11 protein-coding genes are annotated in these 12535 nt (G+C 69.9%); 3 read left to right on the forward strand and 8 right to left on the reverse strand.

The window, feature by feature from the left end:
* From F6B43_RS07300 to F6B43_RS07330, 7 genes are all read right to left on the reverse strand, one after another.
* On the reverse strand, positions 1-435 hold the full coding sequence (locus F6B43_RS07300) for a MarR family winged helix-turn-helix transcriptional regulator (RefSeq protein WP_150448143.1): 435 nt from the start codon (positions 433-435) through the stop codon (positions 1-3).
* Between the two features lie 213 nt (positions 436-648).
* A complete protein-coding gene (locus F6B43_RS07305) occupies positions 649-1743 on the reverse strand; it encodes an SseB family protein (protein WP_150448144.1) in 1095 nt (364 codons plus the stop codon).
* 61 nt (positions 1744-1804) lie between these two features.
* Complete coding sequence (locus F6B43_RS07310) at positions 1805-4270, reverse strand: ATP-dependent helicase (RefSeq protein WP_150448145.1); 2466 nt, start codon at positions 4268-4270, stop codon at positions 1805-1807.
* Between the two features lie 48 nt (positions 4271-4318).
* Positions 4319-4747, reverse strand: coding sequence for a TA system VapC family ribonuclease toxin (locus F6B43_RS07315; protein ID WP_246159830.1), 429 nt, complete (start codon positions 4745-4747; stop codon positions 4319-4321).
* 8 nt (positions 4748-4755) lie between these two features.
* Positions 4756-5013, reverse strand: a complete 258-nt coding sequence (locus tag F6B43_RS07320; protein WP_150448147.1) for a ribbon-helix-helix protein, CopG family — start codon at positions 5011-5013, stop codon at positions 4756-4758.
* A 69-nt stretch (positions 5014-5082) separates the two neighbouring features.
* On the reverse strand, positions 5083-5751 hold the full coding sequence (locus F6B43_RS07325) for a LuxR C-terminal-related transcriptional regulator (protein WP_150448148.1): 669 nt from the start codon (positions 5749-5751) through the stop codon (positions 5083-5085).
* A complete protein-coding gene (locus tag F6B43_RS07330) occupies positions 5748-6950 on the reverse strand; it encodes an ATP-binding protein (protein WP_150448149.1) in 1203 nt (400 codons plus the stop codon). Before F6B43_RS07330 ends, F6B43_RS07325 begins: the two co-directional genes overlap by 4 nt.
* Positions 6951-7063: 113 nt before the next feature.
* Here F6B43_RS07330 and F6B43_RS07335 point away from each other — a divergent pair, with 113 nt between their 5' ends.
* Genes F6B43_RS07335 through F6B43_RS07345 form a run of 3 tightly spaced genes read left to right on the forward strand, consistent with a single transcriptional unit; the run spans position 7064 to position 9420 of the window.
* Complete coding sequence (locus tag F6B43_RS07335) at positions 7064-8728, forward strand: PspC domain-containing protein (RefSeq protein WP_170285585.1); 1665 nt, start codon at positions 7064-7066, stop codon at positions 8726-8728.
* On the forward strand, positions 8725-9006 hold the full coding sequence (locus F6B43_RS07340) for a hypothetical protein (protein ID WP_150448151.1): 282 nt from the start codon (positions 8725-8727) through the stop codon (positions 9004-9006). Before F6B43_RS07335 ends, F6B43_RS07340 begins: the two co-directional genes overlap by 4 nt.
* 36 nt (positions 9007-9042) lie before the next feature.
* Entirely contained in the window at positions 9043-9420 is a 378-nt protein-coding gene (locus F6B43_RS07345) for a YccF domain-containing protein (protein ID WP_150448152.1), read from the forward strand.
* A gap of 10 nt (positions 9421-9430) precedes the next feature.
* Here the strand turns inward: F6B43_RS07345 and F6B43_RS07350 are convergent, their stop codons facing one another.
* On the reverse strand, positions 9431-12466 hold the full coding sequence (locus F6B43_RS07350; protein WP_150448153.1) for a hypothetical protein: 3036 nt from the start codon (positions 12464-12466) through the stop codon (positions 9431-9433).
* Positions 12467-12535: the final 69 nt, after the last annotated feature.

The following is a 12535-nucleotide window of genomic DNA, read 5'->3' on the forward strand; positions in this document are numbered from 1 at the left end:
TCACGGCGCAAGCATCCGCTCGATGAGGGCGGCTGCTTCTCGCAGGATCCGCCGCTCGTCCGCGGTGAGGCGGTCGGTCATCGTGCGGATGAGCCAGCCCTGCTTGGCCGTGCGACCTTCGAGGATCGCCCGCTCACCGGCCGGCGTCATGAACACGCGTGACGCGCGCTTGTCGTCCGGGTCGGGCCGACGCGCGACGATGCCCTGTGCCTCGAGCGCGGCGACGGTTGCGCTCATCGACTGCTGCCTGACGCCTTCGGCTCGTGCAAGCTCGGACGGCGTGGCGGGACCCTGTTCCATCAGGTGACGGATGACATTCACCTGCGCCGAGGTGTACTCCGACTGCCCTGCTTCGGCGCGGAGTCGGCGATTGAGGCGCGCGGTGGCCGTCCTGAGGGCGGCGGCCGTGTCATCGGTGTCGATGGAATCGATCATTCAACCAGCGTAGCATTTGCACAGTTAAACTGTACAGTTACCCTGTCATTTCTGTCCCCGCGCATTCCCCTGCCTCCTCCGCGCGGTGCACAATGCAGGACCGTTCCGCTCACGCAGACTCAGATCACGGCGTGTCGCGCGCTCATTCCGATATCGATCCTGCGTTGTGCGCGGTGGTCGGGCCGGAGGGGCAGGTCCGGCGGCTCCGGAGCATCAGGGCGCGAGGGCGATGACAGGCATCAGATCGCTGCGCACCACGCGCAGCCACGGGCCGCCCGGATTGAACAGCAGCCCGGTGATCCCCTCATCGGCGGCGAGCGCAGCACCCAGCTGCGCGGCCCTGACCGCCACCGGAGTGTCGCCGCGACCGAGGGCGAGCACTTCGAGCGGGTGCGAGAACACCTCGAGGAATCTGTCCCCGTCCGGCGTTCGCGACTCGGCGATGCCCATCGGCTGGTCAACGGCCGCGCGGTTGGCCGCGATCCAAAGGGGCGCGCCCATCATCGCATTCACGACCTCGTGCGCCGTCGCGTCGGTGCGCCGCCCCGCGAGCAGCGTCTTGATCGCGGCGTTCTCATCGCCGTCGTCGACCGCGTGCTGCAACAGCTCACGGGGAAGGATGACCGGCGCCGGCGTGGATGAAGGGTCGATGATGAGGCCGGCGTAGGGGCCGCCGAGAACGAGCTTGATCACCGACAGAGACGACTGACCCATCGCCGACGTGCCGGTGTCTCCATCTGCGCGCAGGCTGTCCTGCATGGCCGCGCCACTGCTGTAGGCCAGCACGAATTGGGTGTCGCCCTGGCCCGCGACGGCGAACGGCAGTTCGCGCCCCGCCGACAGCAGTGACCGCGCGTCGCCCTTGACGCGGAGGAAGACGTTTCCCTGGAGGACCTGCCGGGCGACATTCAGTAGGTCGACCGGCCGTGGGTTCTCGGGCAGCGTCGCGACCGACTCGCGCAGCAGGACGTTGTCGCGAAGCCCTGGGACCGTCTCGGTGGCCGCGGGCGCCTCGGCGGGCGCGGGCGGGCGAACAGGCGGCGGCGCAGCGTCGGCGTGATCGTCGCGCAGAATCGTCGCCGCACCGATCCCCTGGAACGTCCCGACCGAGATACCCACCGTCGGTGCGGCACGCGCCTCCTGTTCGGCGGGCGGCGTCGGTGTCGACTCGGCCTCGGCCGGAGCGGACGGAACGGACGCCGCTGCCCGATCGAACGCGGAAGGATCTGGGGCCGAAGGATCGGGCGCAGATGCCGCAGCATCCGATCGGACGACATCGTTCTTCTTACGGCGCGAGAACATGGCCATCGGGCCAGCCTAACCCGCGGGTCGGCGGGGAGCCCGGGCGCACGCGACCGCCCGGCGGAGCTCAGATCTTTTCGATCGGCGCGATCTTGATGAGCAGCTTCTTGGCCCCCACCTTGTCGAACCGCACGTGCGCGACCCGCTTCGCCCCCTCGCCCGTCACGGCGTCCACGCGGCCCTCGCCGAAGTCTTCATGACGGATGCGGTCACCCGGCCCGAGAATCATGTCGCCGTTGTCGCGCACCCGGGCGGGGATGCGGTTGGGGAAGCGGTCGAGCGCGGTCGACTTCGGCACCAGGTCGTCGCCGAACCGGCGAGCGGGTGCGCCGCCGAATCCGCCGCCCGAGCCACCGGGCCGCCTCGCGTTCAGCGCCCGCGATTGGATGCCGCCGCGGGAGTTCACATCGCCCGGCGACTGGCGCCAGTCGATCAGGTCAGCCGGGATCTCTTGCAGGAACCGGCTCGGCATCGCCACCGTGACCTCGCCGAACTGGGCGCGCGTCATCGCAAGCGACATGTAGAGCCGCTTGCGCGCCCGGGTGATGCCGACGTAGAAGAGCCGTCGTTCCTCTTGGGGGCCACCGGGCTCGCCGGCCGAGATCCGGTGCGGGATGAGGTCTTCCTCGACGCCGGTGACGAACACCGCGTCGTACTCGAGGCCCTTCGCCGTGTGGAGGGTCATGAGCGAAACCGAGCCGGACGCGTCCTCCAGGTCGTCGGCATCCGACACCAGCGCGACCTCCGTGAGGAAGTCGATCACCGTGCCATCCGGGTTGTTGCGCGCGAACTCGCGCGTGACGGCGACGAGCTCGTCGAGGTTCTCGAGACGCGCTTCGTCTTGCGGGTCTTTGCTCTGGCGCAGGGCCGACATGTAGCCGCTCTTCTGCAGCAGCAGCGTGAGCCCCTCCGCGACCGCGGTGGGGGGTGCGAGCTCGCCCGACGAGGGCAGCATGATCTCGGCCGCCTCGGCGAGCACCGCGTCGAGCTGTGCGATGGCGGCCTGGATCTTCGGCCCGACGCCGAGCGCGGATGCGTTGGCGAGCGCGTCGCGGAACGTGATCTGCTGGTCGGCGGCGTACCGGGCGATCGCCGTCTCGGTCACGTCGCCGATGCCGCGGCGCGGCTTGTTCAGGATGCGGCGCACGGCCATCTCGTCGGCCGGGTTCGCGATCGCGACGAGGTACGCCATCGCGTCTTTGATCTCGGCGCGCTCGTAGAACTTCGTGCCGCCCATGATCTTGTACGGGATCGCGGAGCGGATGAAGATCTCTTCCAGCGCGCGCGACTGAGAGTTCGTGCGGTAGAAGACGGCCATCTGCGAGTAGTCGATGTCCGTACGGTGCAGCGCCTCGATCTCGTCGGCCACGAACTGGGCCTCGTCGTGCTGCGAGTAGCCGGTGAAGCCGACGATCTTCTCGCCCGCGCCGACATCGGTCCAGAGCTTCTTGTCTTTGCGGTCGAAGTTGTTGCCGATGACCGAATTCGCAGCGGTCAGGATGTTCTGGGTCGAGCGGTAGTTCTGCTCGAGCAGCACGACTTTGGCGCCGGGGTAGTCGCGTTCGAACTCGGTGATGTTGCGGATGTCGGCGCCGCGGAACGCGTAGATCGACTGGTCGGAGTCGCCGACGACCGTGAGGGATGCCGCATCCGTATCGGAGCCGGGCTCGGGGGTCGCCTCGAAGATCATCATCCCGCCGCCGCCGTCGAACGGCTGCGCGTCGGAACCGACCGGCCGCGTGAGCTCGTTGATCAGGGCGTACTGCGCGTGATTGGTGTCTTGATATTCGTCGACGAGGATGTGCCGGAATCGCCGGCGATACGTGTCGGCGATCTTCGGAAACGCCCGGAACAGGAAGACGGTCTGCCCGATCAGGTCGTCGAAGTCGAACGCATTCGCGCGCTGCAGGGCCCGCTGGTATTCGCCGAAGACCTCGACGAACACACGCTCGGCCGGATCGGACATGTTCGCCGAGCGGGCGTACGACTCGGCGTCCGCCAGCTCGTTCTTGAGTTTGGAGATCTTGCTCATCACCGAGCCCGGCGTCAGCCCGAAGGCATCGGCCTCATGCTCTTTCACGAGGCGCTTGAGCAGCGCCCTCGTGTCGCCCGAATCGTAGATCGTGAACGACTTCGTGAAGCCGAACGCCTCGGCCTCGCGGCGGAGGATGCGCACGCACGCCGAGTGGAACGTCGAGATCCACATGCCCTGCGCGCGGTCGCCGACGAGCTGGGCGACGCGCTCGCGCATCTCGCCCGCGGCCTTGTTCGTGAACGTGATCGCGAGGATCTGGCTGGGCCACGCCTCGCGACTGCGCAACAGCGACGCGATGCGGCGCGTCAGCACGCTCGTCTTGCCCGAGCCCGCTCCGGCGACGATGAGCAGCGCGGGGCCGCGGTAGATGACGGCTTCGCGCTGCGGAGGGTTGAGGCCCTCGAGAAGGTCGGCGTCGGGGCGGGCCCGGTCGGAGCCCGCGTCGCCCTGCGGGCCGATGTCGCCGCCGACGATGAGCGGGATGGATGCGTCGGTCATGGCCCGTTCAGTTTAGGCGCGGTCTCAGACACAGGGTGCCGGCATCCGTCATCGCGACACTCCCGGCACTTCCCACCGCAATCCGGGGAACCGTGCGAAGTCGCGATCGAGAGTGACCCACGTCGCACCGTGCTCGATCGCGATCGCCGCGTGCGCGGCGTCGCTGACGAGGTTGCCGCGCGCGTCCGCCTCGCGGCACAGGCGGGAGAAGATCTGCCAGTGCCGGGGGCCGGGGCAGACCATCGAGACGCCAGGCTGTTCGAGAAGGCTCGCCACGTGCTGCAATGCCGTTTCGACATCATCGGGGTGCGCGAACACCCGTCGATGTGTCACAAGCCGTACTGTTCCCGTCACAACCGCAGGCGTGAGCCCCAGTGCGTCGTCTGAAGCGACGGCGCGTTCGAGCCAATCTTTGAGGAACTCGTGGTTGTTCGTGTCTCGGCGGAACGCTCCGACGAGCACGTTGAGATCGGGCATCAACACGGTCAGCGGCGCTTGTCGATCGGGAGGTCCTCTTCTAGAAGATCGAGCAACGCGGCATTGTTTGTGAGGTCCACCCCGGGCATCACTCCGCCGCTCCCTGTGGACTTGACCACGTAGCGCGGCCGTGCGGGGAGCTCACGCCGCGCGAGCTCTCTCCGCAGCGCATCCTCGAGGAACGAGGTCACCGTCCGATCTTCGGCGCGCGCGCGCTCTTTGACCTGTCGGTACAGCTCGTCGGGAAGAATGACCGTGGTCCTCATATGCTCAAGCATACGGGTCAGTATGTCGATATGCTCCGACAGCGCGAGAGTCCCCGGCGAGCACCCGGTCTACAGCAGTCGGCGCTCGGTCGCCCACGCGGTCAGCTCGTAGCGCGATGAGAGCTGCAGCTTGCGCAGCACCGCCGACACGTGGGTCTCGACCGTCTTGGCCGAGATGAAGAGTTCGGCGGCGACTTCTTTGTAGGCGTAGCCGCGGGCGATGAGCCGCATGACCTCCTGCTCGCGGACCGAGAGCCGGTCGAGCTCTTCGCTCGTCGTGGCGGTCTCGCCGACGACCGCTCCGAAGGCGTCGAGCACGAACCCCGCGAGCCGCGGCGAGAACACCGCATCACCCCCCGCGACCGCCACGACAGCCCGGCTGACCTCGGTGCCCGACGAGCCCTTCGTGATGTACCCGCGAGCGCCGGCGCGGATCACGCGCACGACGTCTTCTGCGGCATCCGACACGCTCAGAGCGAGGAAGCGGGTCGCGGGCGCGTGCGGCGCGGCCTGAACGATCACCGACTCGCCACCGGTCGCTTCGACGCCCGCGTCCGGCCTGCCGGGCAGATGCACATCCAGCAGCACGACGTCGGGCTGCTCGCGCGCGATCACCTCGATCGCCGCGGCGACGTCGGCGGCCTCGCCCACCACGTCGATGCCCGCGTCGAGATCGGCGCGGAGACCGGAGCGGAAGATCGAGTGGTCGTCGACGATCACGACGCGGATGCTGCTCACGAGGCGCCCCCGTAGCTCAGGTGCACTTCGACTCCCGTCCCGCCCGCCCCGGGCCGGACGGTCGCGGCGCCTCCGATGCGCCGCATGCGCCCGACGATCGACTCGCGCACGCCCAGCCGGTCGTCGGGAACGACGTCGAGGTCGAACCCGGGCCCGCGGTCCCGGACGAAGACGTCGACCGCATCGGCGGTTCCCTCGATGTACACCGACACCTCGCCGCCCGCGTGCCGGGCGGCGTTGAGCATCGCCTCGCGCGCCGCGGCTGCCACCTCGCCGCTCGCCCGCTCGCCCGAGGCACCCGTCGCGACGACGTCGATGTGGACCGGGTAGTCGAGCTCGAGCGCGGCCGCGTAGTCGCGGAGGTCGGTCGGCAGATCGCTGTCGGCGGGGGCGTCGCCGTCGTACAGCCACGCCCGCAGCTCGCGTTCCTGAGCGCGGGCGAGCCGGGCGACCTCGCTGGATGCGCCCGAACGGTTCTGGATCAGCGCGAGGGTCTGCAGCACCGAGTCGTGGAGGTGCGCGGCCATCGCGCTGCGCTGCTCCTCGCGGATGCGGCGCACGCGCTCTCCCGACAACTCGCGCCACCGATCGATGAACGTCGAAGAATGGATGAGCGCGATGCCGCCGATCAGGACCAGCGCGCCCACGAACGACACCACACCGCCGCGCTGCAGCGACGAGACCTGGACGACGAGCAGGATGCCGAGCACCACCGTCGCCGCGATGCGCACCGCGAGCGCGTGCCGCGGACCACGTGCGGGATCCGGCCTGTCGATGAATGTCGCCCACAGCCCGGCCGCGCTCGCCAGCACCGTGGTCAGCACGATCACGCTCCACCAGGACGACGTCGCGGCGTAGTACGCACCGTTCGAGAGCGAGACGGCGGTGACGACCATCGCCGCGAACACACCCACGACCGACGACGACAGGAGGATCCAGGCGACCGGCGCACGGCGCGAGGGCTGCGCCCCGGGTACGGCGCCGGCATCCACAGCATCCGCCCACGGCGTGAACGCCCAGAGCCACGCATACAGGAGGATGCCGGCGCCCGAGACGAGACTCAGAAGCACGAAGACGACGCGGACGCCGGCGACGGTCCAGCCCAGATGTGCCGCGACGGCCGCGGCGGTACCCGACACGACGCACTCACGCGGGCGCCGGAGCGGCGGGCGCGCGAGCGCAGCGGGCGACGACGACATGCCGCCATCCCACCACACCCTCACGCGCGCGTCCCGCCACGGGTTCGAGAATCAGGGTCGAGTCAGGGATTCACCCCATGGCCGCGGACCGGCCGGGTTGCCACGATCGACTCATGACCGATCCGACCAGCGCGCCGCCGACGACTCCGCCCCCTCCTCCCCCGGCCGGTTCCGCTCCGACCAGCGTGCCGACGGTGTCCGACCGCTTCTTCGCCTGGGTGACCGGGTTCGGCGTGGTGCGTGCGGACGGCTGGCTGGGGGGCGTGTGCGCCGGCATCGCCGCGCGGCTCCGGATCGACCCCGTGATCGTGCGGGGAATCGTCGCCGTGACCGCTGTGCTCGGGTTTCCGATGCTGTTCCTCTATGCGACCGCGTGGGCGCTCCTTCCCGATTCGAGCGGCCGTATCCACCTTCAGGAGCTGTTGAAGAGCCGATTCGATCCGGCGATGGTCGGGATCGGGATCATGCTCATCGTGAGCTTCGTGCCCGCCGTGCCGTGGATCGGTGCGCAGCTCGTGCCGTCCTGGCTCTGGGGCGGCTCGTCGCCTGTGGGGTTGGTTCTGACGGAGATCGGCCTCGCGCTCGCCGTCGCGGTCATCATTCTGATCGCCCGGGCCTCGGCCCGTACCCGAACTCCCGAGGACTCTGAGACGGTGCCGCGCACGGCTTCCGCTGGCGCGTCTTCCTCGGGCGCCGCCGGGGGCTCCGCCGGGAACGGAGCCCCCGCGGCCTTCCCTTCCCCGCCGCCGATCTTCCGCGCTCCGGCGGGCGAGCATGCCCGCGATGCATACGACGACACGTACGCCGACGCGACACGTGCCCCCGCGCCCGAACCCCTCGCTCCCGCGCCCGGCGCGCCCGACACCGAGATCGCCGCCTGGCGCGCACAGCACGACGCGTGGCGAGCCCATAACGACGCCTGGCGACGCCAGCAGCAGGACGCCGACCGCGCAGCACGCGAGCAGGCCCGCATCGAGCGTGCGGCAGTCGGAGCGGCCTTCGCCGCCGAGGCGAACGAACGACGACGCGTCGAGCGGATGTCGCGGCCTCGCGCGAGCGCCGGGTTCGTCGCCGCCGCCCTGGGCGCCTCTCTGGTGGTCGGCGCGGTGATCGCCCTCGCGAGTGCGTCAGCGACCCCGATGTTCGCGGGAGCGATGGGGCTCTTCGGGGCTGCCCTCGTGCTCGCTCTCTCGATGATTCTCGCGGGCGCGGTGCGCCGGCGGAGCGGCTTCCTCGCCTTCGTCACGGCACTCGTGCTGACGGGGGCGACCGTGGCAGCGTTCGCGCCGCCCGTGCTCGCCGAGATCGCCAGCTACAACATGTACGTCACCAACGCTGCCGAGACGGGCCCGGTCGTTCAGCGCTCGGGCTACCTCTTCATCGACGTGCAGCAGACGCGGGCCGATCCGACCCCGATCGTCGTGACCAAGAAGGATGGCGACACGTACATCCAGGTGAGACCTGGTGCCGCGGTCGACCTCCGCGGCACGTTCGGCACCACCGAGGTCAGGCTGCAGCGGATGAGCGCGACCAGCGACGAGGTCACGAGCGAGGTCGTCCCGCCCGGTGACGTTTCCGGCGAGTACGCGCTCGCCGACGTCCCCGTCCTGACGACGCAGCCGATCGAGCTCGACCAGACACAGGGCACGCTCACGATCATCCTCGTGGCCGACGGGTCGCCCGCCGGCACCATGACCGGCCCCGGACTGAGGGCCACACCGAATCCCACCCCGACCTCTCTCCCGACCCCTTCCGCAAACCCTGAGGTGACACCATGACCGAGCCCCACGCATCCCCCGTGCCCGTCGATTCGATCGCGCCGCCTCGCACGCGGTGGGCCGCGATCGTCTGGGGGACCTTCTTCGCCGCTGTCGCGGCGACGGGCCTCTGGATCCTCCCGGACGCTGCCCGCCGCGCCGCTGTCGGCGAGTGGATGCTGGCGCTCACCCCTACCACCGGGATCGCGGTCGCTGTCCTCGGCGTGGGCGTGATCGTGCTCGTCGCCGGGCTGTCCGCCGTGCTGCCGCGCGCACAGCGGCGGGTTCGGGACGAGTGAGCGCGCACGTCGGCCGCCGACTGGTTGGATGAGTGCATGCGCACCGTGCTCAACATCATCTGGCTGATCCTGGCGGGGTTCTGGCTGTTCGTCGGCTACATGGTCGTCGGGGTGGTGCTGTGCATCCTGATCCTGACGATCCCGTGGGGCATCGCGTCGTTCCGGATCGGGATCTACGCGCTGTGGCCGTTCGGCTACACGATCGTGGCGAAGCCCACGGCCGGAGTGGGGTCGTTCCTGGGCAATGTCGTGTGGGTGATCCTCGCCGGATGGTGGCTGGCGCTCGCGCACATCGTCTCCGGCGCGCTCCTGTGCCTCACGATCATCGGCATCCCCCTGGGCATCGCCGACTTCAAGCTCGTGCCGATCTCGCTCATGCCGCTCGGCAAAGACATCGTGCCGATCCCTCGCTGACGAGGTCGGTTCAGCGGACGGATGCCGCAGCCCCGCCCGCGCGCGAACGCCAGGGCACCGCGAGAAGGACGCCGATCACGAGCAGCACCGCACCGAACACGGCAGCCCACAGCGCGGTGTCGGCGGGGATGCCGAGGTAGACCGTGATCCCGAGGATGCGCGCGAGCCCCCATGGGAGGAGTCCGAGCTGGTCGTTCCAGGCGGTCAGCGCGGATTCGAGACCGATCGCAGCGACGACTGCCGACGGAACCGCCAGCCCTGCGCCGACCGCGGCGATGACCACCCCGGACGCGCGTCGCGCGCCGAGCTGGCTCGCGAGCGCCCACCCCGCCGCGACGAAGACCCAGACGAACAGGGCGAACGCGATCGAGATGTAGAGCGTGCGGCGCACGGGGTCGGTCCAGAATGCGAACCAGTACCCGCCGGGCCCGGTGAACGACAGCGCCGAGAGCGTCACGATGCACCGCAGCACCATCACACCGCCCACCGCGGTGATCACCGGCCACGGTGAACGCCGACCGAGGAGCAGCCGCACCACCGCGACGAACACGAACCACGCCCCGAGCGTGAGGACGAGTTGCACCGGGGCGAGGAACGACGTCTGCACGCCCCGCGTGGCGACCAGGAGCAGCCCAGGGACGGCGAGGAGCAGCCAGCGGTCCAGCGGCAGCATCCCGAGCGTCGACTCCCGCGCCCGCCACGGGCGGAACGACGCGATCCACGTCGCCCGCGCGGCGGCCGCTCCCGGGCGCCCGACGAGCCGGGTGCGCGCGGCGAGCATGCCGATCACGACCCACGCCAGCGCGAGCAGCAGGAGCGCGCGCGCCATCCACGCCATCGCGAGGTCGCGGTCGGCGCGCTGCACGCCGAGCTCTGCCGCGGCGAGGTTCCACGACGGGAAGAAGACGTCCCCTCCGTACCGATCGACGTGAGCTGCGGCGAGCGCCTCGAACGCGTCGCGGTCGGCAGACCACGCCGCATAGGCGTCGGCCGAAAGGGTGTCGTGCCATTGCGCCTGGTGCAGCACCATCGCCCGGTACGCCGACAGCATCCGCAGCACATCCACCTGGTAGTCCATCGTCCCGGTGAAGGCGTCACGGATCGAGGTGTCATGCCAGGTCGCCGGATCGGTCGACCCGATCAGCGCGCGCATCTGCTCGGCATCGGTCACGGCCTGCCGGCCCCCGGCGATCGCCGTGTCGACGTCGCCCCCGGTCGCATCGCGGGCGATCGCGTAGATGACGTCGAGTGCCGCCGAGTCGCCGGTGAGGATGTCCCACTCGAAGATCCACATCATCGGCGGCGGCTCGAGGCCGATCGCGGCCACCTTCTGCTCCGCGTACGGCTGGATGTAGAGCCCCTGTTCGACCGCGCTCCGCGACAGCGCCATCGCCTCGGCGATCGCCGTCACGGTGGCCGGATCGTCCGAGAACCATCGGCGTGCCCAGTCGACCGTGATCTCGCCGACATCGGCCCCGGGATCACGGGCGAGGGATGCCGCCAACTGCGTGTCGAGTTCGTACAGCTGCCAGAATCCCGACTTCAGGTACAGCGACATGGGTCCGGCGCGCCAGGGGCCCCCGTCCTGCGTCCAGTTCCAGATGCCCTCGATTCTCGGATTCGCCGCCAGCAGCTTCTGGATCGCCCACTGGTACTGCGGGCCGAGGTCGTTGGGGAAAGACCCGAACGCCTCGAACTCGCGGCGCGCCTGGAACTCGATGATGCGCCGCTGCGACCCCTGTTCGAGCGTGTCGTTCAGCGGCACCCAGCTGTAGAAGTCGCCGAGGGTGTACTTCGTCGAGACGATGAGTGCCGGCGAATCGATCCCCGCGAGCACCGCCTCGTACGACACCGGGTTGGTGTGCATGTCGCCGACCGCGCCGACCCCCACGCTCCAGCTGCGGAAGATCACTTCTTTCCGGGATGCCTCGGCCTGCGCAGTGAGGGTCTGCAGCATCGTCCGCACGGCGTCGACGCTCGTCACCGCCAGCGCGGAGTAGTAGTCCCAGCCGGGGACGTCGTAGACCCGGCCGGCCTCGCCGATGCGGATGAGTACGCCCGAGAGCGCAGGTTCGGCCGCGTAGAGCTCGTCGAGACCCGCGGCGTAGACGTCCCAGAGCTCGGGGTTCTCGGTGTCGAGCGATCCGAAGCGCCGCTCGAGGTACTGCTGCAACGGCGTCGTGAGCGTGAGCATGTCGGTGCGGAGGTACACCTTCATACCCAGGTCGGCCGCGTGCGCCCAGAAGGGCCCGAACGCGTCGCGCAGGGCGAGCGCCTTGGCCGCGTGATCGTCGCCCTCGCCGTAGACGGGCCCGTCGGGCACGTCCGCGAAGGTCAGGTACTCCACGAGGCCGGGGAAGGCCACGGCGTTGTAGCCGTTCGCGAGGGAATGGCGCAGGAACACGTCGAAATCGTCGTAGGCCGCGGCGAGCGCGGTCTGATCGATGTACGGAGCGTCGGGGAGAAGCACGTCGGCGAACGCCTTCGACGCGTGCGAATAGTCGGTGCCCGGAGTCCACTGCGCCGGATCGGGCGTGACGCCCACGGCGCCCAGATCCACCATCCGGAACGGCAGGCGCGAGGTGACCTGTTCGCCGAGGTGCTCGGCGACGGAATGCCCGCCGCGGATCCCCGCGGCAAGATCGTAGATGCCGCGGACCGCTCCCGTCTGACTCTCCGCCTCCACGCGCAGCGCGGCGGGCGTCCCCGTGAGCCGGTAGGTGTCGTCCGCGTCGTCCCCGCCCCCGGCCACCACGGTGAGCGTGGCCTCACCGGAACGCGCGGAGGCGGCGGCCACAGCATCCATCAGCTCCTGCATCGCCACGCCCACGCGCTCTGTCTGCGGCACATCCACCGCGGTGAACACCGGCGGGGGGATCGCGGGCGCGACGGCGGGCACGACGGGCGGCGCGGAGTCCATCTGGGCGGCGGGCTCCGAGCGGATGCCGAGCGCATCGCCGACGACGACTCCGATGCCTGCGCCCAGGCCGAGGAGGACGATGGTGACGACGACGGCGAGGAGCCCTCGCCGTGTCGCCGTCGTCATGCGACAACGCTAGTGGAGCGGCCGGACGCCCCCGTCACCGCCCACCCCTCTGGCGCCCGATCGAGATCG

It is taken from the genome of Microbacterium rhizomatis (assembly GCF_008710745.1).
GTDB classification, from domain to species: domain Bacteria; phylum Actinomycetota; class Actinomycetes; order Actinomycetales; family Microbacteriaceae; genus Microbacterium; species Microbacterium rhizomatis.